The organism is Lutimaribacter degradans, assembly GCF_023703375.1.
GTDB classification, from domain to species: Bacteria; Pseudomonadota; Alphaproteobacteria; order Rhodobacterales; family Rhodobacteraceae; genus Lutimaribacter; species Lutimaribacter degradans.
In genome coordinates, this window is record NZ_JAMQGO010000007.1 from 34,277 (window position 1) to 58,592 (window position 24,316).

Sequence of the window (24,316 nt, forward strand, 5' to 3'; positions counted from 1 at the left end):
TCACCTCACCCGTAGCGCGTTCAGCGACACGGTAATCGAACTGGCCGACATGGCCAAGGCCGCGATCAGCGGCGTGGCAAGACCGGCCACCGCCAGCGGCACGGCGATGATGTTGTAGACCGTCGCGATGCGAAAGTTCTCGCGGATGCGCCGGGTCGATTTTCGCGCGGTTTCCAGCGCGTCGGCGATCGGCGACAGGTCACCGCCCAGCAAGACGATGTCGGACGCCACGCGCGCGGCATCGAGCGCCGAGGCGGGCGAAATGGAAACATGCGCCCCGGCCAGCGCGGCGGTGTCGTTCAGACCGTCACCCACCATCAGAACACGCCCGCCCTGTTCGGTCAGCTGCGCGATGCGGGCGACCTTGTCGGCAGGCAGCGCCTCGGCCACCCATTGGGTGATGCCCAGCCGCCGGGCCAGCGCCTCGACCGCGGGGGTGGTGTCGCCGGAAATCAGGATCACCTCGCGCCCCGAGGCAATCAGCGCCTGAACCGCCTCTTCGGCGCCGTCACGCAACGCATCGGCGAAGCTAAAGGCGCGCGGGCGTTCATCACCGATGCGCAGCCACGCGGTTGTTTCGGCGCGCGGATCGGCCCCGACCCAGGCGGCGCGGCCCAGCCGCACAGGCATGCCCTGCCATGTGCCTTGGGTGCCATAGCCGGGCAGTTCGCTTATCTCGGTCACCTCGGCCGGGGTGACGCCCGCGGCCTGGCATGCGGTCACAATGGCCTGGCTAAGCGGGTGCGACGAGGCCGCGGCCAATGCGGCGGCAATTTGCAGATCGCTGGCGGCATGGTCGCCCAGGTTGGTCAGTTCCGGCGTGCCCCGCGTCAGGGTTCCGGTCTTGTCGAACACCACGGTATCGACCTCGGCCAGACGTTCAAGCGCGGTGCCATGCTTGATCAGCATGCCACGGCGAAACAAGCGGCCACTGGCGGCGGTCGTCACGGCCGGCACGGCCAGACCCAGCGCACAGGGGCACGTGATGATCAGAACGGCGGCGGCGATGTTCAGCGCGGTGCGCACGTCCCATGTGTAAAGATACCACCCGACAAAGCTGAGCGCCGACAGGATATGCACCCCCGGCGCATAGAGCTTGGCCGCCTTGTCGGCCAGCGAGGTATAGCGAGACCGCCCGGATTCAGCCACGGCGACCAGGTCAGCCATGCGATGGAGCGAGGTTTCCTCGCCCACTGCCGTTGCGCGGATGGTCAGCGGGCCGGTCAGGTTGACTTCGCCGGCGGAAACGGCCTGGCCCGGTTCGGCAAAGACAGGCAGCGTTTCGCCCGTCAAAAGCGAACGGTCCAGTTCCGACACACCGTCGGTAATTTCACCGTCAACGGGCATCCGGCCACCGGGGCGGACGCGCACCAGGTCACCCACGGCCACCTGGGCGGCGGGCACCTGCACCTCTTGCCCGTCACGCAACACCCAGGCACGGGGCACCTCCAATGCGGCCAGCTCCTCGGCGGCAGAGCGGGCGATGGCACGGGTCCGGTGGTCAAGGTATCGGCCCGCCAGCAGGAAAAAGGTCAGCGCCAGCGCGGCGTCGAAATAGGCGTGTTTGCCCGACAGCGCGGTTTCCCACAGCGATGTGACCACGGCCAGCACGATGGCCAGCGTGATCGGCACATCCATGTTCAGCCGGCCATGTTTCAGCGCGGCCCAGGCGTTGCGGTAAAAGGGCTGGCCCGAAAACAGGATGACCGGCATCGTGATCAGCGCCGATATCCAGTGGAACATGTCGCGCGTGGCATCGGCCGCACCAGACCAGACCGATACAGACAACAACATCACGTTCATGGCCGCAAAGCCCGCCACCGCCATGCGCATCAGCAGGTCGCGGCCCGCCTTGTCGGTTTCGGTGGCCGACAGGGTGCCGGCATCCAGTTCATGTGCCTCGTAGCCGATACCGGCCAGCGCCTGAACCAGGTCATCCGGCATCACGTCGGCGTCGGCCTCGATGCTGGCGCGTTTCATGGTCAGGTTGACGCGCGCCTGATGCACGCCCGGATAGGCGTTCAGCGCCTCTTCGACCGAGGCGATACAGGCCGAGCAATGGATCGTGGGAAGCGACAGCGCGATCCGCGCATTTTTTACCTCGGCTGTTTCGGCCAGCGCCTCGGCCGCGGGGGCCGCGGAACAGGCGGGGCAGGCCGAGATATTGGGACGCATGGTGGCGGTCATGGGCGGGGCTTTCGCGGTCAGGATTTCACATGCACGTCAAGGCGTTGTTCGAACGGTTCGCCCTGAAGGGATTGCGCCTTGAGATGCAGGATCCACTTGCCCGCGGCCAGTTCGACAGGCGCCTGGTAAACCTTGCCGTTGAATACCAGGTCGGGGGTGAAATCGTCACGGTTCGAGGTGGGACGCCCCACCAGCGCACGCACGTTGCCAGCCTGCACGGGGCGGCCTTCGGCATCGATGATGGCCAGCGACAGGCGCCCATCCTCGACCTCGACCCGCGCCGACCAACCCAACGCCTGCTGCGCGGCCCGGCGCTCGTCAAAGCTTTGGCTGGCGATGTAGCCGTTGCGCACCTCGAGCCCCGGAAAGGTCGACACGGCGCTGTAAGCCATGAAAAGGTTGACCGCGATGATGATGCCGAAAAAGGCGACAAAGCCGAACAGAACGTGACGCCCGGTGATCTTGCGCTCGGCCATCAGTTGGCCCTCCCGTTAAAGATGGTGTCCTTGTAGACGCGTTCCTGGTTGGTCGTGTCCTCAACCCAGATGCGTATATCCCAGCGTTCGCTTTCGGCGGGTTCGCTTCCCGGCGGGGCGGTCACGTAGACGCGTTGCAGGCTCATTTCATCGGCGGGCACCATGATGGTGCCATCGTCGCTGCCTTCCAGTTCCACCGACAGCGCGGGGTGGCCCGTCGCGGTGATCTGGAACGGCATCGCATCGTGCTGCATGTTGCGCACCCGCACGTCATAGGTGTTGCGAACGGTGCCATCGGACAGGGTGACAAAGGTCGGGTTGCGCACCGGCGCCACCGTCACGTCGATATCGGAGCGGATGAACAGCGCCACCACCAGGCCCACGCCCACCAGCACCCAAAGCGCGGTGTACAACATGGTGCGCGGGCGGAACACGTGTTTCCAGACCGATTTCGGCGGGGTGCCCGCGCGCTCGGCCACTTCGTCTGTCAGCGCCATGTAATCGATCAATCCGCGCGGCTTGCCGATCCTTTCCATTACGTCGTCGCAGGCGTCGATGCACAGCGCGCAGGTGATGCATTCCATCTGCTGCCCGTCGCGGATGTCGATGCCCATGGGGCAGACATTGACGCAGGCCATGCAGTCGATGCAATCGCCCAATTCCTCGGCGCCTTCGCTTTTGCGGTGCTTGCCGCGCGGCTCACCGCGCCACGCGCGATAGCCCACGGTCAACGTGTCTTCGTCCATCATGGCGGCCTGGATACGCGGCCAGGGGCAGGCATAGATACATATCTGTTCGCGCGCGAAGCCGCCAAAGACAAAGGTAGTGGCCGTCAGGATCGCCACGGTCGTGTAGGCGACCGGGTGGGCGTTGCCGGTGAACAGATCGACCAACAGGGTTGGCGCATCGGTGAAATAGAACACCCAAGCCCCGCCGGTTGCGGCGGCGATCACCAGCCAGACAACCCATTTCGTCAACCGTAGACGCAGCTTGCGGAAATCCATCTTTTTCTGGCGATGCAGGCGCAGGCGGGCGTTGCGGTCGCCCTCGATCCAGCGTTCGACGAGGATGAACAGGTCGGTCCAAACGGTTTGCGGGCAGGTGTACCCGCACCAGACACGGCCAAGCGCCGAAGTGAACAGGAACAGGCCAAGCCCTGCCATCACCAGCAAGCCGGCGATGAAATAGAACTCGTGCGGCCAGATCTCGATCCAGAAGAAGAAGAAACGGCGATTGGCCAGATCGACCAGCACGGCCTGATCGGGCAGGTTCGGCCCCCTGTCCCAGCGAATCCAGGGCGTCAGGTAGTAGATACCCAGCGTCACGATCATTATGATCCACTTGAGATTGCGGAACTTGCCGCTGACCCGCTTGGGGAAAATCGGTTCCCGTGCGGCATAAAGGCTGGGGGCTTCGGGTTGCGTGTCTGACACGGAATCACTCCGGCATGGAAATTTCTGGGCCAGTTCTGTCAGCCTGGGGCTGACACCTCATTGACCTGAGTCAAATTTTGACTCTGAAACACATCTATTTCAAAGCCGGGCTGTTTGCCACGCCTCAAGGTCGCGGCACACAGACGCATAGGGCCGTGCGTCCGGCGGCAAAGGCAAACCGGCAGCAGCCGGGGCTTGACGCCCATGGCAACCGCCGGGAAAAAGGTGGCACCGGCCTTCCAGGAAACGCGCGAACAGGACGGAAGGGCCGGTGCCGAACCCGTGGGCGTCAGACGCCCACGGGTGTCTCTTTATTCAGGGTCCTGGCCACCGCCAAGCTGGTGCACGTAGGTGGTCACGGCGCGGATCTCGGCCTCGCTCAGGTCGGCGCCGCCCATCGGGGGCATCACGCCAAAGCGCGAGTTCCAGACCGTTTCATAGATCGCGTCGTAATCGCCCCCATAAAGCCAGATCGCGTCGGCCAGGTTCGGCGCGCCCTGGAACTTGTCGCCCTGGGCGTCTTCCCCGTGGCAGGCAACGCAGTTGATCTCGTAGACCTCGGCGCCGGCCTCGACCAGGCTTTCATCGACGGGCGGGTTCACCGCCGACAGCGACATCACGTAGTTGACGACCTGTTCCACCTCTTCCCTGGTCAGCAGCTCATCGCGGCCAAAAGCCGGCATTTCGCTGTAATGGGCGTCAAGGTCATCCTCGTTGCGGATGCCGTGGCTGACGGTGTAATGGATTTCCTCCATCGTGCCGCCCCAAAGCCAGGCGTCATCCTGCAGGTTGGGATAGCCCACCGCACCCGCGGCGCCCGAGCCGTGGCACTGTGCGCACCAGGTCCGATAGACAGCGGCGCCGGCGTTGACGGCATAGCCCTCCAGCTCGTCATTGCCACGGATCTCGTTCAGGTCGGCCGCGACCAGCGTGGCGTTGATCGGCTCAAGCCTGGTTTCGAACTCGGCGATATCCTCGGCAACCTGGCCACGGGTCGAAAAGCCCAGGTAACCGGCGGTCGCGCTTTTTATGCCGGGCCAGGCTGGATAGGCAATGGTGTACCAGATGCCCCAGACGATGGTGGCGTAGAACACCCACAGCCACCAGCGCGGAAGCGGGTTGTTGTATTCCTCGATGCCGTCCCACTCATGGCCAGTGGTTTCGACTTCCTGCTTTTTGTTCGGTTGCTTTGCCATGTGATCAAGCCTCCTCGGGCCGGCCGCCATCGGGGGCGGGTTTGTCTTCGTGCCGGAACGGGATGTCTGCCACGTCGTCATAAACCTTCGTCGAGCCGGGGCGGAACGCAAAGATCACGACCCCGATGAAGAAGACGAACATGGCAAGCAAAAACCAGCTATCGGCGAGTTGGCGAAGAAAGGAATAGGTTTCCATCGGTATCTCCCTCAGCGGCTTTCATCCGGCGTGAAGGTCGAGAAATCGACCAGCGTGCCCAGCATTTGCAGATAGGCGATCAGCGCGTCGGCTTCGGAAACGCCGGGCTGACCATCGAAATTGCGCACGTTCACGTTCTCGCCGTAACGCTCCAGAAGGCCGTCATAGTCGCTGTCCGGGTCGGCCTGCGCCAGGAAATCGGCGCGGGCGTTCTCGAAGCGATCGGTGCTGGGTTCGCCGTTCACATCCTCGTCGTAGGGGACACCGACCAGCGCGTGGGTGCGCAGCAGATCCTCGATATGTTCGCCCTCAAGCAAACGGTCTTCAAGGAACCCGTATTTCGGCATCACCGATTCCGGCACCACCGACTGCGGGTCGCGCAGGTGGTCGACATGCCATTCATCGGAATAGCGGCCGCCCAGGCGGGCCAGGTCGGGCCCCGTGCGCTTGGACCCCCACTGGAACGGGTGGTCGTACTGCGATTCAGCCGCAAGGCTGTAATGGCCATAGCGTTCCACCTCGTCCCGCATCGGGCGCACCATCTGGCTGTGGCAGACATAGCAGCCTTCGCGCACGTAGATGTCACGCCCGGCCAACTCCAGCGGGGTGTAGGGGCGCATGCCCTCTACATCCTCGATGGTGTTTTCCAGCCAGAACAGGGGCGCGATCTGCACGATGCCGCCAATGGTCACGACCAGGAAGGCGAAGATCGAAAGAAGCGTGATGTTCTTTTCAAGGATCGTGTGTTTGTCGAGAATTGCCATCTCTCCGGCCCTCCTTATTCAGCCGGGACCATGTGGTTCACCGGCTTTACAGCAGGCGAACGACGCACGGTCATCCAGAGGTTGTAGCACATGATGATACCGCCAGCGAGGTAGAGCACCCCACCCAGGCCACGCACCACGTACATCGGGAACTTGGCGGCCACGGTGTCGGCGAACGAGTTCACGAGGAAACCGTTTGCATCCACTTCGCGCCACATCAGGCCCTCCATGATGCCGGTCACCCACATGGACGCCGCGTAAAGGATGATGCCGATCGTGGCGAGCCAGAAGTGCCAGCTGACCAGGCTCAGGCTATACAGCCGCTCGCGGTTCCACAGGCGCGGCACCAGGAAGTACAGCGCACCAAAGGTGATCATGCCGTTCCAGCCCAGCGCGCCCGAGTGCACGTGGCCAATGGTCCAGTCGGTGTAGTGCGACAACGAGTTCACCGCGCGGATCGACATCATCGGACCTTCGAAGGTGGACATGCCGTAAAAGCCGACCGAGATCACCATCATCCGAATGATCGGATCGGTGCGCAGCTTGTCCCACGCGCCCGACAGGGTCATCAGGCCGTTGATCATGCCACCCCAGGAGGGCATCCAGAGCACGATCGAGAACACCATGCCCAGCGTCGAGGCCCAGTCAGGCAGCGCGGTATAGTGCAGGTGGTGCGGACCGGCCCAGATGTAGATGAAGATCAGCGCCCAGAAGTGGATGATCGACAGCTTGTAGCTGAACACAGGGCGTTCGGCCTGCTTGGGAATAAAGTAATACATCATGCCCAGGAAGCCCGCGGTCAGGAAAAAGCCCACGGCGTTGTGGCCATACCACCATTGTGTCATCGCATCCTGCACACCGGCGAAAACCTGCACCGATTTCGAACCGAAGATCGACACCGGGATCGACAGGTTATTGACGATATGCAGCATCGCCACCGTGATGATGAACGACAGGTAGAACCAGTTGGCCACGTAGATATGCGGCTCTTTGCGTTTCACGATCGTGCCGACGAAGACAGCAAAATAGGCAACCCAGACGATGGTCAGCCACCAGTCGACATACCACTCGGGCTCGGCGTATTCCTTGGATTGGGTGGCCCCCAGGAGATAGCCGGTCGCCGCAAGGACGATCATCAGCTGGAACCCCCAGAACACGAACCACGCCAGGTTGCCGCCCCAAAGGCGTGCGGCGCTCGTGCGCTGCACGACATAGAACGACGTGGCGATCAGCGCGTTGCCCCCGAAAGCGAAAATCACCGCCGAGGTATGAAGCGGACGCAACCTGCCAAAGTTCAGGTACCCTTGGGCCCATTCGAAATTGAGCGCCGGAAAGGCCAGCTGAAACGCGATCGTGACCCCCACCAGGAAGCCCACGACGCCCCAAAGCGCCGTTGCAATCACCCCGGCGCGCACCACGCCATCCATGTATTCGCCCGAAAGATCAACATTCGGAACCGGTTCGTCCGTACGGCGCAGCGTCCACACGAACAGGCCAGCCGCGGCCAAAGCCACGACCACGGCGTTGACAAGATATGCCGGATCGCGCGCGTAATTGGCCGCGATCAGCGCAAAAAGCGCGATCAGGCCATACACGATCAGCTTGATATAGTTACCCATTTTGCGTCCCTTCGTCTGTCCCCGCGCGATTCGAACAAGCGCACGGATAGGTTTAGACTCCCGGCTTAATGAAATTTTGCGGGATTCGCCGCATTGATCTGCATCAAAAGCAGAAGATGGTTTTTTTGACTCGTATCAAGGCGGGCATGGGTGCAGCCTGTCTAATGTGCATGAAAGGCCGGACACCCCGCACCAGGGGGCGGCGTGGATGAAGGAGAAAGACCATGGCCTACAAGTCGCTGTTTTCCGTATTGACCGACGAAAAGCTGGCAGGCCCCGTACTGTCGCAAGCGGTCACGTTGACCGGTATGAACGATGCCCATCTCGAAGTGTTGTGCATGGGCGTCGATCGCAGCCAGACGGGCTATTACTACGCAGGCGCAAACGCGATGATCCTGCAGGAAAGCATCACCCGCGCCCAGGAAGAGGCCGAGGGGATCGAAGCCCGCGTGCGCGATATCCTGCGCTCCAGCGAAGTGCGCTGGAGCACGGAATCGGGGGTGGCCCAGCTGGCCGATCTCGGGCGGCACGTGGCGGCCCGGGCGCGGTTTTCCGACATGGTGGTTCTGCCCCGCCCTTATGGCGAGGGTCGCGGCGTCGAACTGGAGCCGATTCTGGAAGCCGCGATGTTCGAAGGGCATACGCCGGTTCTGGTGGTTCCCGATGAGGAAACACAGGTCAAGAAAGCCGACAAGATCGTGCTGGCCTGGAACGAAAGCGCCGAGGCGCTCAACGCGGCGCGGGCGGCGTTGCCCATGCTGATCGCGGCCGAGTCGGTGCACCTGGCGGTGATCGATCCGCCGACGCACGGGCCCGACCGCTCGGACCCGGGCGGGCTGTTGTCGCAATACCTGGCCCGGCACGGTGTGAAATGCGAAATCGACGTTCTGTCGAAAACGATGCCGCGCGTGTCCGACGTGCTTTTGCGCCATTGCAAGGATATCGAGGCCGACTTGGTGGTCATGGGCGCCTATGGCAAATCGCGCTTCCGCGAGGCGATCCTAGGCGGGGCCACCCGTTACATGCTCGAACAGACGGAAATCCCGGTGTTCATGGCGCACTGATTGGAAGGTCGCGGCGGGCTAAAGCCCGCCCTACCCGCCCGTTCCGGGGCAGTTGCGCAGGGTGGGCAGTTTGCCCACCCTTTTCATTTCACGCGCTCAAGCGCGTTTTATCAGCCGGATCAGGAAGATCACGATCACCGCACCAATGGTGGCGTTGATGATCGCCCCCAGGAATCCGCCGCCGATCTCCAGCCCAATGCGCGGCAGGATCAGCCCCGCCACGAAGGCGCCGACGATACCCATCGCGACATTTCCAAGTAGGCCATAGCCGCCGCCCTGCATCAACTTGCCCGCCAGCCAACCGGCAATCGCGCCGATGACCAGCATCGCCAAAAGACTTTCCACGCCCATTTTTCGTTTCCTTTCCCTCGGATGACTTGCGCCCAGCCTTTCACAGCCCGGCGCGGTACACAAATCGGGTAGGGCGGGCTTCAGCCCGCCGCGCCGGTGACGCGCGCACCCGGTGCGATGGTGGGCGCAGCGGCGTTCAACGCGTCGATGGCGAAACCCGCAGCCTTCTTGTAGCCGGCCATGAAGGCGGCGCGCTCGGCCTCGGGGAAGACATCGTTGATGTCCTCGAACTCTCCGCCGCACCGCTCGTCCACGATGTTCAGCATCCCGAACGGGCCCGCGCCCCGGTTGCGCAGAACCAACTGCGACACCGGCTCGCACAAGCGGGCGTCATAGGCGGCCAACGCCCTTGGGCCCGGCCCGTGCGTCACCATTTCCGCGCCGATCACGCGGGCGTCGATAATGGCCTGGCTCGCCCCGTTGGACCCGGTGGGATACATGACATGTGCGGCATCGCCCATCAGCGCCACCCGGCCATCCACCCAGGTAGGCACCGGCTCGCGGTCGATCATCGGGTATTCATACACGTCTTCCGCGCCCCGAATCAGCGCGGGCACATCCAGCCAATCGAAATTCCAGCCCTCGAAATGGTGCACGAAATCCTCGGCCGAGACCTTCTTGTTCCAGTCGCCTTCCCAGCCGGCGGAATTGTCGAATGTCTGCTCGGCGATCCAGTTGACGGTGGCCATGCCATCCGCGTCGGGGTGCGAAATCGGGTAGATCACCATGCGGTGCTTGTGCGTGCCCAGCCCAACGAAACTGCTGCCGGTGCGGATCGGCCTTGCCCGCGTCACGCCACGCCACAGCACCGCGCCACCCCATTGAACTGGCGGCTGATCGGGATGCATCTGCGCGCGAATGGGCGAATGCAACCCGTCGGCGGCCACCAGCAGGCGGCCTCGCACCCGCCGCGTCGCACCCTGCGTGTCGGCGATGGTCACGGTCACGCCCTGCGCGTCCTGATCGTAGCCGATGACGCGCGCGCCGGTTTGCACCGCGTCCGCGCCCAGCCGCGTGCGCACCGCATCCAGCAACATCATCTGCAACTGCCCGCGATGCACGGCATATTGCGGCCAGTTGTACCCGGCCAGCAGCCCGCGCGGCTCGGCGTAGATGTCGTTGCCGTTGCGCCCCACCAGCGCCCATTCGCGCGCGGGCACGCCGACGCGGTCCAGGTCATCGGTGGCAAAGCCCATGTCGTAAAGCTCGCGCACGGCGTTGGGTTGCAGGTTGATGCCCACGCCCAGCGGGCGCAGTTCGGGAACGGCTTCGTATACCCTGCAGGGCACGCCGATCTGGTGCAGTGTCAACGCCAGCGACAACCCGGCGATTCCGGCGCCGGAAATTACAACAGTATCGGTATCTTGCATCTCGCCCTCCCTGCCAGTCGGGATCAGGCTTTAGCAGGAATTGCCCGCCGCGCAAATCTGGGACACGGCATGCCCGTGTTTCCACGACATCACGATGCGGCCGCAAGGCGCGTCAGGCCAGCATCCCGCCATCGCTGTCATCGCCCGCCTCGTCCAGAAGGCGGCTAAAATCGGGAATGGTGACATGACGCTTGCCCTCAAGCTCGATCACGCCATCACGCTTGAGCGCGCTGATCTGGCGGCTGACGGTTTCCAGCGTCAGACCAAGGTAATCGGCCATTGCCTCGCGCGTCAGCGGCAGGTCGAACACCAGCGCATCATGCGTCGGGCGCAGGTTCAGCGATGCGTCGCGCCGCGCGATGATCGTCAAAAGACTGGCGATCTTCTCGCGCGCGGTCTTGCGCCCCAGAACCAGCATCCATTCGCGCGCGGCATCCAGCTCGTCCAGGGTCATTTCAAGCAGACGATGGGCGATATGCGGGGTTCTCGACATCATGTCTTCGAACGGGCGCTTGCGGAAACAGCACATGACCAGGTCGGTCGTGGCCACCACGTCATAGGGTGAGCCATCGCGCCCCGGCCGGCCCACGAAATCGCTGGGCAGCAAAAGGCCCACCATCTGGGTACGCCCGTCTTCCATTGTCTGGGTCAGGGTGGCGATGCCCGATACGACCGAGCCCACGAAATCCATCCGGTCGCCCGACCAGATGATTGTCTGGCCAGCCTCGAAATTGCGGTAATACTTGATCTCTTCGAGTTGCTCCAGCTCATCGCTTTCGCAGCGCGCGCATACAGCCCTATGGCGAATAGGACAGTCGGCACACTCGTTCGAGACTTGTGTCTTTTCATCGTTAAGCATTTTGTGTTCGCGCGCTTGATCTGGGTCAAGGTTGACCCTTTTTTCCTGCCTTACAGGGTAGGGTTATGGTTACGAAAACGCAACTTGCAAAACTGGGACTGTTTGACGCGAAGGTGCCGCGGTACACGAGTTACCCGACTGCGCCGCATTTCTCGTCCGCGATCGGCCCCGGAGATTTTGCCGACTGGACCCGCGCCATCACGCCCGGCTCCCGTATCTCCTTGTACGTCCACGTTCCATTTTGCCGCCGCCTGTGCTGGTTCTGCGCCTGTCGCACGCAAGGTACGCAAAACGAAAAGCCGGTGCGCGTCTACCTTGAAACGCTCAAGGCCGAAATCGCCTTGCTGGGGCAGACCCTGCCCGAAGGCGTCACCCTGTCGCGGCTGCATTGGGGCGGTGGCACGCCGACGCTGATGGCGCCCGACATGATGACCGAGCTGGCCGAATCAATCTTCGCGGTAGCGCCGATGGCCAAGGACAATGCCGAGTTCTCGGTCGAGATCGACCCGAACGAGATCGACGCCGCGCGGCTTGATGCGCTGGCTGCCGCCGGGATGAACCGCGCCTCGATCGGGGTGCAGGATTTCGACGACCAGATTCAGCAAACCATCGGTCGCATCCAGGGCTATGAAATCACGCGCGACGCGGTCGAGATGATCCGCGCCCGCGGCGTGCACAGCCTGAATGCCGACATCCTGTTCGGCCTGCCGCATCAAAGCCAGGCGCGCATCACCGAAACCGTGCAGAAACTGCTGTCGTTCAACCCCGACCGGGTGGCGCTTTACGGGTATGCGCATGTGCCGTGGATGGCCAAGCGCCAACAGATGATCCCCTCGGACGCGCTGCCCACGCCGCAAGAACGGCTGGAACTGTTCGAAGTGGCACGCAAGCTGTTCGTCTGGGATGGGTATGACGAGATCGGGATCGACCATTTCGCCCGCCCAGATGACAGCATGGCCCGCGCCTTGCGCGACCGCACGCTGAAACGCAATTTCCAGGGCTATACCGAAGACCCGGCCGATGTGCTGATCGGGCTTGGCGCCTCGTCGATATCGCGCTTTCCGCAGGGATACGCCCAGAACGCCCCGGCCACGTCGGCCTATACGGGCGCCATTCGCGATGGGCGTTTCGCGACGGCCAAGGGGCATGGTTTCAGCGGCGACGACCTGATGCGCAACCGCATGATCGAATCGCTGATGTGCTTCTTTCGAATTGACGCCAACGAACTGGTGGAAAAATTCGGTGCCGATCGCACCAGCCTGATGGCCGAGTTCAACCGCGTGAACCGTGATTTCGACGGGCTGCTGCGCGTGACCGAGAACGGGCTGGATGTGCCCGAAGCCGCACGCCCCCTGGTCCGGATGATCGCCCGCGCTTTCGATGCCTACGACCTTAGCAAGGCCGGCCATTCCTCGGCGATCTGAGCGTTCGGTTGCGCATTGGCAGCTTCAACCTCCAGAACCTCCGCCTGCGTGGCAGGGGTCTGGATGGTGCGCATGACCACGACACACCAGACCGGCCCGAGCCCCGGACAGACCAGACCGACCGGCGGCTGGGCGCGCAGGTGATCGGCGCGCTGCGCGCCGACGTGCTGGCCCTGCAAGAAGTGTTCGACCAGGCCACGCTCGATCATTTCCACGATGCTTTTCTGCGGCCCGCCGGGGTGCCCGCCTACCCCCATCGCCACTGTCTGCCCGGCAATGACGGGCGCGGACAGGACGTGGCGCTTTTGTCGCGCATCGCACCGCTGCGCGTAGGCAGCCATGCCAGCCTGCGACCCGCCGACCTGGGGCTAGACGCGCCGCCCGGCTATCACCCCGACACGCCGATTTTCCGGCGCGATTGCCTGGAGGTGGCCTTGCCGGGCGTGACGCTGTTCATCTGCCACTTCAAGGCACCTGGGCCAGACCCCGAAACCGCCTGGCCCGTGCGCCGGCAAGAGGCGTTGGCCGTGCGCCATCTCGTGCAGGAAAGCGGCGCGGAAAACTGGCTGATCCTGGGCGATCTGAACGAACCCGCCACCCCGGCAAATGACCCGGCGACCGCGCCCGTTCTGCCGCCCTTTTCGGTTGACCTGATGGCCCGGCGGCCGCGTGGCGCGCGCTGGTCGGCGCATGATCCGTGGGATGATGTTTATTGGCGGGCCGACGCGCTGCTGGCAAGCCCGGCACTGGCCCGCGCCTATCCCGACGCCCTGCCCGAGATGCATCGCGAAGGGCTGAGCCTTGAGGCCCGCCGCCACACCGGGGCGCATCTGGCACAGGTGGGCCACCACCGCCCCCACGCCAGCGACCACGCGGCGCTGGTGATCGACCTGCCGGGGCTTGGGCCGGTGGTTTAGCCCGCCCTCTCCAACGCCGCCGACAGCAGCGTGCGGGCGTAATCGGTTCTCGGGTTGGTAAATACGTCTTCGGCCATGCCAGCCTCGACCACGTCGCCCTGTTTCATCACCATGATCTTGTGGCTCATGGCACGCACCACGTTAAGGTCGTGGCTGATGAACAGGTAGGCCAGCCCGTATTTCACCTGAAGATCGCGCAACAGGTCGACGATCTGCACCTGCACGGTCATGTCCAGCGCGCTGGTGGGTTCGTCCAGCACCAGCAGCCGCGGCCGCAGGATCATGGCGCGGGCAATGGCGATGCGCTGCCGCTGGCCGCCTGAAAACTCGTGCGGGTAGCGGTGCATCGTGGCCGGGTCCAGCCCGACCTCTTCCATGATCTGGGCCACCAGCCCGTGTTCGCTCTGCCCCGCCGGGACACCATGCACGCCCAGCCCCTCGGCGATGATCTGTTCGCAGGTCATGCGCGGGCTCAGGCTGCCGAACGGATCCTGGAACACGATCTGCATTTCGCGGCGCAGCCTGCGCAGTTTCCTGGTCGACCAGCCCCGCACATCCTGCCCGTCATAGGTAAGCCCGCCCTCTGACCGGATCAGCCGCATGATCGCCAGCGCCAGCGTTGTCTTGCCCGAACCGCTTTCCCCAACGACGCCCAGCGTCTCGCCCGCGCGCACGTCGATCGTGGCGTCGTTCACGGCCTTCACATAGCCCACGGTGCGCTTCAGAAAGCCGCGCTGGATCGGGAACCACACGCGCAAGCCATTGGTGGATACCAGCGTTTCCGCATTCTCGGGCACTGGTGCGGGCACGCCCACGGCGCGCGCACCCAGCAGCTTTTGCGTATAGGGGTGTTGCGGGTCGGCGAAAATCCGGGCCGTCGGGCCGGCCTCGACGATCTCGCCATCCTTCATCACGCAAACCTTGTCGGCGATGCGCTGCACGATCCCAAGATCATGGGTGATGAACAGCAGCCCCATGTCCTCGGTCTCTTTCAGCTCGGCCAACAAATCGAGGATCTGCGCCTGTATCGTCACGTCCAGCGCGGTGGTCGGCTCGTCCGCGATCAGCAGGTCGGGCTTGTTGGCAAGCGCCATGGCGATCATCACCCGCTGGCGCTGCCCGCCGGACAACTGGTGCGGATAGGCGCTCAGCCGTTCGGCGGCGTCGCGGATACCCACCCTGTCGAGCAATTCAAGGATACGGTCGTGCAACGCCTTGCCCTGCAAGCCCTGGTGCAGTTCGATCGACTCGCGCAGTTGCTTTTCGATCGTGTGCAGCGGGTTGAGCGAGGTCATCGGTTCCTGGAAAATGAAACTGATGTCGTTGCCCCGCACCTGGCGCAACAGCTTGTCGCTGGCGCCAATCATCTGCTGGCCCTCGTATGTCACGTCGCCGGTCACCTCGGCCGAGGGTGGCAGCAGCCCCACGGTCGACAGCGCCGTGACAGACTTGCCCGAGCCGCTTTCCCCCACCAGCGCCACGGTTTCGCCCCGATCAACGCTGAACGACACGCCGCGCACGGCAGTGTTGAGCATGCCATCCTGGCGAAACGCCACGGTCAGATCGCGAACCTCGAGCACGCTCATTGAAAGGTCTTCCTTGGGTCGAACGCGTCGCGCACGCCTTCGAAGATAAAGACAAGCAGCGACAGCATGATGGCGAAGGTGAAAAACGCGGTGAAAGCCAGCCAGGGTGCATCAAGGTTCTGCTTGGCCTGCAACGTCAGCTCGCCCAGGCTGGGCGAGGACGAGGGCAGGCCGAAGCCCAGGAAATCGAGGCTGGCCAGCAGCCCGATTGTGCCGGTGACGATGAAGGGCAGCATGGTCAGCGTGGCCACCATCGCGTTGGGCAGCATGTGGCGGAACATGATCGTCCAGTTCGACACGCCCAGCGCGCGCGCCGCGCGCACGTATTCAAGGTTGCGCGCCCGCAGAAACTCGGCGCGCACCACGCCCACCAGCGCCGTCCATCCGAACAGCACCGTTATGAAGACAAGTAACCAGAACCCCCGCCCCAGTATCGCGAACAGGATGATGATGACGTAAAGCTGCGGCATCGCCGTCCAGATCTCGATCACGCGTTGGAATATCAGGTCCAGCCAACCGCCGAAAAAGCCCTGCAACGCCCCCGCGATGATACCGATCAGGCTGGCCAGCGTGGTGACGATCAGCGTGAACAGGATAGACAGCCGAAAGCCATAGATCACGCGCGCCAGCACGTCGCGCTTTGTGTCGTCGGTGCCCAGCCAGTTCTGCCCGTCAGGCGGCAGCGGCGCGGCACCGGGGCGGTCGACCGTGGTATCATAGGCATAAGGCAAAAGCGGCCACAGCGCCCATCCCTGTTCAATGGCCGCGCCGTTCACCTGCCCGTCGGCGGCATCCTCGATCAACTCTTCCGGCGTATCGAAACACTCACCCATGCCGCCCGTCACGATCAGGCATTGCACCACCGGGTCGCGGTAATCCGCTTCGGTCTGGAAATCGCCGCCGAACGCGGTTTCGGGGTAAAAGCGAAAGATCGGCGCGTGAATCTCGCCCCGGTACTGCACCAGGATCGGCTTGTCATTGGCGATGAACTCGGCAAACAGCGACAGGCCGAACAGGATCGAGAACAAGATCAGCGACCAGAAGGCGCGTTTGTTGCGCCGGAAATTGCGCCAGCGCCGCTGGTTGAGGGGGGAAAGCGCCATCTTACCCCTCCCGCTTTTCGAAATCGATGCGCGGATCGACCAGCACGTACATCAGGTCGCTCAGCAGCCCCACCAGCAGCCCGATCAGGCCGAAAATGAACAGCGTGCCGAACACGATGGGGTAATCACGCTGCAACGCCGCCTCGAACCCCAGAAGGCCCAGCCCGTTCAGTGAAAACAGTTTCTCGATGATGATCGAGCCAGTGAAGAAGATGCTGATGAACGCCGCCGGGAACCCCGCGATCACGATCAGCATGGCGTTGCGAAAGACATGTCCGTACAACACCTGTTTCTCGCTCAGTCCCTTGGCGCGGGCGGTGATCACGTATTGTTTCTTGATCTCGTCCAGGAAGCTGTTCTTGGTCAGCAGGGTCAGCGTGGCAAAGGCGCTGATGGTCGATGCCACCACCGGCAGCGTGATGTGCCAGAAATAGTCGCCCACCTTTTCATACCATGTCATCGTGTCCCACACCGACTGTTCGCTGGTCAGGCCACGGAACGGAAAGATCTGCAAATACGATCCGCCCGCGAACAGCACCAGCAACAGGATCGCGAAGAGGAAACCGGGGATCGCATAGGCCACGATCACCACCGTCGATGTCCACCCGTCAAAGCGTGACCCGTCTTGCACCGCCTTGCGAATACCCAGCGGAATCGAGATCAGATAAGCCAGCAGGGTCGACCACAGCCCCAGCGAAATGGACACGGGCATTGCCTGCAGGATCAGCGTCGTGACCTCTTCTTTCTTGAACCAGCTTTCCCCGAAATCAAAGCGGGCATAATCCCACATCATGCTGGCAAAGCGTTCAAGCGGGGGTTTGTCAAAGCCGAATTCGCGCTCAAGCTGCTCGATGAACTCGGGCGGCAGGCCGCGCGCGCCGACATATTCCTCGTTCTGGGGAATATCCATGCCCGCGTCGTTGCCGCTGCCGGCGAAACCGGCGGTCACATCGCCCTGGCCCTGCATCTGGGCGATAACCTGCTCTACCGGGCCACCCGGCACGAACTGGGTCAGGATGAAATTGATCAGCATGATCCCGAACAGCGTCGGGACGATCAAAGCCAATCGCCGCAGGATATAGGCGCCCATCTGCCCGCTACCTTTGCTGTTACCTCAGTGCGCCTTCAGCCCTGAGTTTTTCGGCCTTTTCCGCGTCATACCACCAGAAATCCAAAAGTCCCACCGCATAAGTCGGCAACGGGTCAGGGTGGTCGTACTGATCCCACGAGGCGATCCAGACGTTCGGGTTGAACCAGACCGGGATCATGAATCGCTCCCAGCGCAGGGCACGGTCCAGCGCGCGCAGGGCCACGTCGCGTTCTTCGGCGGTTTCGCTCATCAGCGAAGCGTCGATGATCGCGTCGACCATGGGACTTGCCAAGCCGGCAGGGTTAAACAGCGAAAACTCCGCTTCTTTCGACCCGTACATCTGGTGCAGCCCGGTCCCGGTATCCAGAAAGGCCCGATACTGATCGAAGATCAGGTCGAAATCACGGTCGCGTTCGCGCAGCGTGTATTGAGACGGATCGACCTTTTCCACCCTTGCGTCGATTCCCATCTTTTGCAGGTTCTGCACGAAGGTCTCGACCACCGATTCCAGCGTGGGCGACCCGGCCGTGTTCAGCAGAAAATCAATCCGCATCACCCGGCCCTGGGCATTGCGGCGAATACCGTCCTCGCCCACGGACCATCCCGCCTCGTCCAGCAGGCCCATCGCCCGGCGCAGGTTGCGCCGATCGGTCAGGCGCGCGTCCGACGAGGTATGCGCCATCACCGGCGGCTCGGTCAGCATTTCGCGTGGCACGATGTCGCCAAGCGATTGCAGCAATTCCAGCTCGGCCCCCTCGGGCACGCCATTCGCCTCAAGCGGGGTGCCCTGGGTGAAAGAGTGGCGCTGCTCGAATAGCCCGTATTGCAACGAGCTGTTGGTCCATTCGAAATTATAGGCCAGCGAAACCGCCTCGCGCACGCGGCGATCCTGGAACTTTTCGCGCGCCAGGTTGAAGATGATGCCGGTCGGCGCGGGCGGCGTGCCATCGGGCAACTCTTCCATCTTGACCCAGCCTTTCTCGACCGCGGGGAATTCGTACCCCGTGGCCCACAGGCGCGAATTTCCCTCGGGGCGGACGGTGAACTCACCGGCCTTGAACGCCTCGAACGCCGCGGTGTCATCGCCAAAATATTCCACGCGGATCGTATCGAAATTGTGCCGGCCCACGTTGATCGGCAGATCGCGCGCCCAGTAATCGGGGTTGCGCTTGTAGACGATGCGCCTGTTCGGCTCGACCTCGGCCACCATGTAGGGGCCCGACCCCGGCGCCGCCTCAAGCCGCGGTTCATCCAGCCGCGCGTCGTTTTCCTTGAACCAGTGTTCGGGCCAGACCGGCACGCTGCCCACCTGGTCGATCAGCGACCGGCGCGAGATATCCTTGGCGAAGGTGAATTTCACGGTGTGGTCGTCCAGCGCCTCGGCGGTCAGCACCCGCACCTTCACTGCCTGCGCATAAGATGGCAGGCCCTGGTCCAGCAGCAGGTTATGCGAAAACACCACGTCATGCGCCGTCACCGGGTGCCCGTCGGAAAACCGTGCCTCGGGGCGCATGTGGAAAATCACCCATTCCTTGCTTTCGGGATATTCCAGGCGTTCGGCCAGCAGGCCATACATCTCGCCATAGACATCGGCCGGCGCCCCCGACCCGCTGGCCGGCATCTCGCCCAGCAGGCTTTCATACATCATCCAGGAATAGCGCCCCGCCCGTCCCTTGCGGCTGTAAGGGTTCATCGAATCGAACGTGCCCGTCGCCGCCAGCGAGATTTCCCCGCCCTTGGGCGCGTCCGGGTTCACGTAGTCGAAATGCGGGTAATCCGCCGGGTAGGTCAGGTTGCCGAAATAGGAATAGCCGTGGCTGCGGATCATTTCGTCACCCGACCCGTCATCCTGTGCCAGCGCCGGAACCGTCAGCGCCATCACGCTCAACAGCATCCACGTGAACAGCGCGGGCAGCGGATTGCGCGCCAGCGCCTTGGTTCGGGGGGCAGGTGTCATGCTCGTCCTCCTGTCGCGATCCGGATCAGACCTGTTTATCAATGATCTAAGCTAAGGGCGCGTCTTGGCCACATTCAAGGTAAGAATGCGTGATCGCCCGTGAAAGGCACCGAACACGAAAAAGGCCGCCGCCCGGTGGGGCAGCGGCCATGAAACCCGTTGGTCGGGATAGATCAGTTGCCGATCGTGGCGAGGTAGGCGATCAGGTCTGCCTTGTCCTCTGGCTTGTTCAGGCCGGCAAAGGACATCGAGGTGCCCGGTGCCCAGCCGCGCGGGTTTTCCAGGAACGCGTACAGCGTTTCGGGTGTCCACGCATCGGCGCCCTGCTCGCTCAACGCGCCGGAATACCCGAACCCGTCCACGGCACCGATCTCGCGGTTGACCACCCCGAACAGGTGCGGCCCGGTCGCGTTGGCGCCGTCTTCCAGCTTGTGGCAGGCACGACACTTGTTGAACACGCGTTCACCGCTGCCGGCATCGCCTTCCGCAAGAATGGTCGCGACGTCGACAACCTCTTCCTCTTCGGGTTCGGCATCGGCACCATCGTCCACCTGGATCACGTAGCCCGAGGCATGATCCTCACCATGGCCACCGCCCATGTGATAGAGCGTCTCAGCACCCCATTTGCCCAGCAAAAAGATCAGAAGCGCGCCACACAGCGCGCCACCGGCCTTCGTGATCGTCATCGTGTCAAACATGGTTCGCCCGTTCATTTCGATTGCGTCGCCGCGTATCTATTGCTTCACCTTCCCTGTGGCAAGGTATAGTTAGCGCGACGAAACGCCCGAAATGCGGCTTTTTGACGGAATAATGCCATGACACAGACCAATCGCATCGCTTTCCAGGGCGAGCCGGGGGCCTATTCACACCAGGCCTGCCACGACGCCCGCCCGGAAATGGAGGCCCTGCCCTGCCGCACCTTCGAGGATGCGATCGACGCCGTGCGCGAAGGCCGCGCCGACCTGGCGATGCTGCCGGTTGAAAACTCGACCTATGGCCGCGTGGCCGATATCCATTCGCTTTTGCCAGCCTCGGGGTTGCACATCATCGACGAGGCATTCGTGCGCGTGCATATCAACCTGCTGGCCGTGCCCGGCACGCCACTGGAGCGCGTCAAGCGCGCCATGAGCCACACGGTTCTTCTGGGCCAATGCAAGAAATTCCTGGCCAAGCACGACATTCACCGTGTCACCGGCGCCGATACCGCCGGATCGGCCAAGCACGTGGCCGAACTGGGCGACCCGTCGCTGGCCGCGCTGGCGGGCGATCTTGCGGCAGATATCTACGGGCTCGACGTGCTGGCCCGCCATATCGAGGACCAGGGCAACAACACCACGCGGTTCCTGGTCATGTCGCGCGAGGGCGATCACAGCCGCCGCGGCACCGACGGGATGATGACCAGTTTCGTCTTCCAGGTGCGCAACATCCCCGCCGCGCTTTACAAGGCAATGGGCGGCTTTGCGACCAACGGCGTGAACATGACCAAGCTGGAAAGCTACATGGTGGGCGGGTCTTTCACCGCCACGCAATTCTACGCCGACATCGAGGGCCACCCCGAGGATGACAACGTGAAACTGGCGCTCGACGAGCTGCGTTATTTCACCTCGCATGTAAAGATTCTCGGCGTCTACCCCGCCGACCCGCGCAGGCACTGAGCGCGCCGCAAGGGCTGCGGCCGGCGCCCCCCCCATGCACCCCAATGCCGCCTACAGCTTGGGGTGTTCCAACCGCAGAACGCCCGGCGCCTCGGTCTCGGGCGCCAGTTCCTCGAAATCGAAATTGTCCAGCCGCCGCGCGCGGCGCCCCGCCTTGTCGGCGCTTATCTTGATTTCCGAGATATCCTTGGCCGCCTGCCCGAAATGCCGGTCAAGGTTGTCCACCCGCGCGCCCAGCCGTTCGACATCGGCAAACAGCAGGCCCAACTCACGCCGGATCGCGCCCGCCTGCTCGCGCATCCGCGCGTCCTTCAGGATCGCGCGCATCGTGTGTAGCGTGGCCATGCAAGTGGTCGGCGACACGATCCAGACCCGCGCGGCGAACCCTTCGCGCACCAGCTCGGGAAACCGCGCGTGCAGCTCGGCATAGACCGCCTCGGATGGCAGGAACATCAACGCCCCGTCGGCGGTTTCGCCATCCAGTATGTATTTCTCGGATATCGCCTTGATATGCGCGCGCACCGCCTGCCGCATCTGCGTGGCGGCGCGGTTGACACCCTCGGGGCTTTCGGCATTCACCAGCGCCTCGTATGGCTCCAACGGGAACTTGCTGTCTATCGCGATGGGCCCGGGCGGGTTGGGCAGGTAGATCAGGCAATCGGCCCTTTTGCCGTTGCTCAGCGTCGCCTGCCATTGATAGCTGTCACTGGGCAGCGCCTTGCTGACGATATCGCGCAGTTGGATTTCGCCAAAGGCGCCGCGCGTCTGCTTGTTGCTCAGAATATCCTGCAAGGACAGCACGTCGCCCGACAGCTTGGTAATGTTGTCCTGCGCCTTGTCGATGGCCTGCAGGCGTTGCTGCAACTCGCCCAGCGAATGCGCCGTGCGCCGCGCCGCGCCCTGCAGGTTCTCGTTCATCTTTTCGCTGACCTGGCCCAGCCGCCGCTCCATCAGTTGCAGCATGTTGGCCTGGGCCGCCGCCTGCGCCTCGGACACATGGGTCAGCCCCCCGGCCAGTTGCTGCTGGCCCTGGCCCAGCGCCTCGACCCGCTGGCCCAACTGCCCGATCTGCTGCGCCAGCGGCGCGGCCACGCGCGCGCTGCGCCCCGCCGCGCGCACCGCGGCGATCAGAAGTATGACGATCAGCAGCCCCAGCGCCGCGCCCGCAACCACCAGCATCACCACCGGGTCGCCCAGCGTATAGGTCTGATCACCGATCTGGATCATGTCCGCCCGAACAGCCTTTCGATATCGCTCAGTTTCAGTTCCACGTAGGTGGGCCGGCCGTGGTTGCATTGGCCGGAATGGGGCGTGGCCTCCATCTCGCGCAGCAGCGCGTTCATTTCCTCGGCGCGCATCCGCCGGCCCGAGCGGATCGAGCCATGACAGGCCACCCGGCTCAGGATGGCCTCCAACCGCGCCTGCACCGTCAGGCTGTCACCTTGGTCGGCCAATTCGTCCAGGATATCGCGGATCATCGCGCTGGCGTTGACCTCGCCCAGCAACGCGGGCGTTTCGCGCACCGCCACCGCGCCGCCGCCAAAGGGCTCCAGCGTCAGCCCCAGTTGCGCCAGGTCTCCGGCGTGGTCCATCAGCCGGGCGCAATCACCCTCGGACAGTTCCACGATTTCCGGAATAAGCAATGCCTGCGCCGCCACGCCGTTCTCCGCCATCTGGCGCTTGAGCTTTTCGTAAACCAGCCGCTCATGCGCGGCGTGCTGATCGACGATGACGATCCCGGTTTCCGTCTGCGCGACGATATAGTTTTCATGCACCTGCGCCCGCGCCGCGCCCAGCGGCAACCGCTCGTCACCGGCGTGCGGGGCCGTGTCCGGTACGGGCTCGACCCGCGCGCTGTAATCGCCGCGCATCTCAGCGAAACCGGGCGCCTGCCCCTGGTACGCCGTCGCACGGGCCTGCGCACCGGGGCGGTCCATCTGGTAGACGCGCGGCGGGGCCTCTGCGGCGGGTTCGGGCCGCATCGCCCCCAGCGTCGCGCCCGCCACCGTGGTCGAGGCGCGGTGCCCCGCCTCGGCCAGTGCCGCACGCAGCGCCCCCACGATCAACCCGCGCACCGCGCCCGGATCGCGAAACCGCACCTCGGATTTCGCCGGGTGCACGTTCACGTCCACCAGCGTGGGCGCACAATCGACGAACAGCGCCGCCACCGGGTGGCGGTCGCGCGACAGGAAATCGAAATAGGCCGCCCGCAACGCCCCCACCAGCAGCTTGTCGCGCACGGGCCGACCATTGACGAACAGGAACTGCGCCACCGCCGCCCCGCGCGAATAGGTGGGCAGCGCGGCAAAGCCCGACAGGTGGTGCCCGTCGCGCTCGGCCTCGATCCGCAGGGCATTCTCGGCAAACTCGCCGCCCAGCACACCGGCCAACCGCCCGTGCAAGGCATCGAACAGGTCGCCCGATTGCGCATCGGCCCGAAACACCACGCGGCCCTCGCCCCCGCCCGAGACATCGCGCAGGGTAAAGCCCACGAAAGGCTCGGCCATCGCCAGCCGTTTCACCACGTCCGAAATCGCCTGCGCCTCGGCCCTGTCCGTGCGCAGGAATTTCAGCCGCGCGGGCGTGGCGTGGAACAGGTCGCGCAGTTCTACCACCGTGCCACCGTTCAGCGCGGCGGGCTTGACCGTGCCCACCTGACCGCCGGACACGGTAATCTGTGCCCCCTCGCCACCGGCGACGCGGCTGGTGATGCTCAGCCGCCCCACCGCGCCAAGCGATGGCAACGCCTCGCCCCGGAACCCGAAGGAATGGATGTTAAGCAGGTCGCTGCCGTCGATCTTCGAGGTCGCGTGACGCGACAAGGCCAGCGGCAGGTCCGCCCCGGCGATGCCACACCCATCGTCGGCCACGCGGATCAGCGTCTTGCCGCCATCGGCAATCGCCACGTCGATGCGCCGCGCACCCGCGTCCAGCGCGTTTTCCACCAGTTCCTTGACGGCCGAGGCGGGGCGCTCCACCACCTCGCCGGCAGCGATACGGTTGACCGCAGCATCGTCCAACTGCCGTATGACAGGGCGCATATTGGGGGCATGGGTATTCATCCCACAA

Annotated in this window: 21 protein-coding genes; 4 read left to right on the plus strand and 17 right to left on the minus strand. The window is 63.8% G+C overall.

What is annotated here, in order from left to right:
• The 7 genes from M8744_RS11435 to ccoN form a co-directional block, all read right to left on the minus strand.
• Positions 1 to 2,187 carry a heavy metal translocating P-type ATPase gene (locus M8744_RS11435; protein WP_251416056.1) on the minus strand — a complete coding sequence of 729 codons (2,187 nt, stop codon included), beginning with the start codon at positions 2,185 to 2,187 and terminating at the stop codon, positions 1 to 3.
• A 17-nt stretch (positions 2,188 to 2,204) separates the two neighbouring features.
• Complete coding sequence (locus M8744_RS11440) at positions 2,205 to 2,663, minus strand: FixH family protein (protein WP_251416059.1); 459 nt, start codon at positions 2,661 to 2,663, stop codon at positions 2,205 to 2,207.
• Positions 2,663 to 4,096 (minus strand): cytochrome c oxidase accessory protein CcoG, encoded by a 1,434-nt coding sequence (ccoG, locus tag M8744_RS11445; RefSeq protein ID WP_251416079.1) that lies wholly within the window; start codon positions 4,094 to 4,096, stop codon positions 2,663 to 2,665. Before ccoG ends, M8744_RS11440 begins: the two co-directional genes overlap by 1 nt.
• A gap of 311 nt (positions 4,097 to 4,407) precedes the next feature.
• Positions 4,408 to 5,292 carry a cytochrome-c oxidase, cbb3-type subunit III gene (gene ccoP, locus M8744_RS11450; RefSeq protein ID WP_251416097.1) on the minus strand — a complete coding sequence of 295 codons (885 nt, stop codon included), beginning with the start codon at positions 5,290 to 5,292 and terminating at the stop codon, positions 4,408 to 4,410.
• A 4-nt stretch (positions 5,293 to 5,296) separates the two neighbouring features.
• Complete coding sequence (locus tag M8744_RS11455) at positions 5,297 to 5,488, minus strand: cbb3-type cytochrome c oxidase subunit 3 (RefSeq protein ID WP_251416100.1); 192 nt, start codon at positions 5,486 to 5,488, stop codon at positions 5,297 to 5,299.
• Between the two features lie 11 nt (positions 5,489 to 5,499).
• Entirely contained in the window at positions 5,500 to 6,252 is a 753-nt protein-coding gene (gene ccoO / locus M8744_RS11460; protein ID WP_251416115.1) for a cytochrome-c oxidase, cbb3-type subunit II, read from the minus strand.
• Between the two features lie 14 nt (positions 6,253 to 6,266).
• Positions 6,267 to 7,871: a cytochrome-c oxidase, cbb3-type subunit I gene (gene ccoN / locus M8744_RS11465; RefSeq protein WP_251416133.1), complete on the minus strand. Its 1,605-nt coding sequence runs from the start codon at positions 7,869 to 7,871 to the stop codon at positions 6,267 to 6,269.
• Positions 7,872 to 8,095: 224 nt separating this feature from the next.
• Between ccoN and M8744_RS11470 the strand changes: the two genes are divergently transcribed.
• Complete coding sequence (locus M8744_RS11470; protein ID WP_251416138.1) at positions 8,096 to 8,935, plus strand: universal stress protein; 840 nt, start codon at positions 8,096 to 8,098, stop codon at positions 8,933 to 8,935.
• 96 nt (positions 8,936 to 9,031) lie between these two features.
• Here the strand turns inward: M8744_RS11470 and M8744_RS11475 are convergent, their stop codons facing one another.
• From M8744_RS11475 to fnrL, 3 genes are all read right to left on the minus strand, one after another.
• Positions 9,032 to 9,286 (minus strand): GlsB/YeaQ/YmgE family stress response membrane protein, encoded by a 255-nt coding sequence (locus tag M8744_RS11475; RefSeq protein WP_251416141.1) that lies wholly within the window; start codon positions 9,284 to 9,286, stop codon positions 9,032 to 9,034.
• Positions 9,287 to 9,366: 80 nt separating this feature from the next.
• Entirely contained in the window at positions 9,367 to 10,656 is a 1,290-nt protein-coding gene (locus M8744_RS11480; RefSeq protein ID WP_251416144.1) for a flavin-dependent oxidoreductase, read from the minus strand.
• Positions 10,657 to 10,768: 112 nt separating this feature from the next.
• Entirely contained in the window at positions 10,769 to 11,515 is a 747-nt protein-coding gene (fnrL, locus tag M8744_RS11485) for a transcriptional regulator FnrL (protein WP_251416148.1), read from the minus strand.
• 65 nt (positions 11,516 to 11,580) lie between these two features.
• Between fnrL and hemN the strand changes: the two genes are divergently transcribed.
• Positions 11,581 to 12,939, plus strand: a complete 1,359-nt coding sequence (gene hemN, locus M8744_RS11490) for an oxygen-independent coproporphyrinogen III oxidase (protein ID WP_251416151.1) — start codon at positions 11,581 to 11,583, stop codon at positions 12,937 to 12,939.
• Positions 12,940 to 12,947: 8 nt separating this feature from the next.
• On the plus strand, positions 12,948 to 13,856 hold the full coding sequence (locus M8744_RS11495) for an endonuclease/exonuclease/phosphatase family protein (RefSeq protein ID WP_251416154.1): 909 nt from the start codon (positions 12,948 to 12,950) through the stop codon (positions 13,854 to 13,856).
• Here M8744_RS11495 and M8744_RS11500 read toward each other — a convergent pair.
• The 5 genes from M8744_RS11500 to M8744_RS11520 all read right to left on the minus strand — a co-directional run bounded on the left by M8744_RS11500 (position 13,853) and on the right by M8744_RS11520 (position 20,290).
• Positions 13,853 to 15,442, minus strand: a complete 1,590-nt coding sequence (locus M8744_RS11500) for an ABC transporter ATP-binding protein (RefSeq protein WP_251416157.1) — start codon at positions 15,440 to 15,442, stop codon at positions 13,853 to 13,855. The two genes, M8744_RS11495 and M8744_RS11500, sit on opposite strands and share 4 nt — an antisense overlap.
• Complete coding sequence (locus M8744_RS11505; RefSeq protein ID WP_251416160.1) at positions 15,439 to 16,545, minus strand: ABC transporter permease; 1,107 nt, start codon at positions 16,543 to 16,545, stop codon at positions 15,439 to 15,441. Before M8744_RS11505 ends, M8744_RS11500 begins: the two co-directional genes overlap by 4 nt.
• Position 16,546: 1 nt before the next feature.
• Positions 16,547 to 17,635, minus strand: coding sequence for a microcin C ABC transporter permease YejB (locus tag M8744_RS11510; RefSeq protein ID WP_251416163.1), 1,089 nt, complete (start codon positions 17,633 to 17,635; stop codon positions 16,547 to 16,549).
• 19 nt (positions 17,636 to 17,654) lie between these two features.
• The gene (locus M8744_RS11515) at positions 17,655 to 19,592 is read right to left on the minus strand and encodes an extracellular solute-binding protein (protein WP_434481365.1); all 1,938 of its coding nucleotides are present in this window, start codon (positions 19,590 to 19,592) and stop codon (positions 17,655 to 17,657) included.
• Between the two features lie 173 nt (positions 19,593 to 19,765).
• Positions 19,766 to 20,290, minus strand: a complete 525-nt coding sequence (locus tag M8744_RS11520; RefSeq protein ID WP_251416165.1) for a c-type cytochrome — start codon at positions 20,288 to 20,290, stop codon at positions 19,766 to 19,768.
• Positions 20,291 to 20,407: 117 nt separating this feature from the next.
• Here M8744_RS11520 and M8744_RS11525 point away from each other — a divergent pair, with 117 nt between their 5' ends.
• Positions 20,408 to 21,247, plus strand: coding sequence for a prephenate dehydratase (locus M8744_RS11525; RefSeq protein WP_251416168.1), 840 nt, complete (start codon positions 20,408 to 20,410; stop codon positions 21,245 to 21,247).
• A gap of 51 nt (positions 21,248 to 21,298) precedes the next feature.
• On the opposite strand, the gene M8744_RS11530 is transcribed toward M8744_RS11525, so the two are convergent.
• A complete protein-coding gene (locus M8744_RS11530; protein WP_251416171.1) occupies positions 21,299 to 22,474 on the minus strand; it encodes a DNA recombination protein RmuC in 1,176 nt (391 codons plus the stop codon).
• Positions 22,471 to 24,309: a DNA mismatch repair endonuclease MutL gene (gene mutL, locus M8744_RS11535; RefSeq protein ID WP_251416174.1), complete on the minus strand. Its 1,839-nt coding sequence runs from the start codon at positions 24,307 to 24,309 to the stop codon at positions 22,471 to 22,473. The genes M8744_RS11530 and mutL overlap by 4 nt, the downstream gene beginning before the upstream one ends.
• Positions 24,310 to 24,316: the final 7 nt, after the last annotated feature.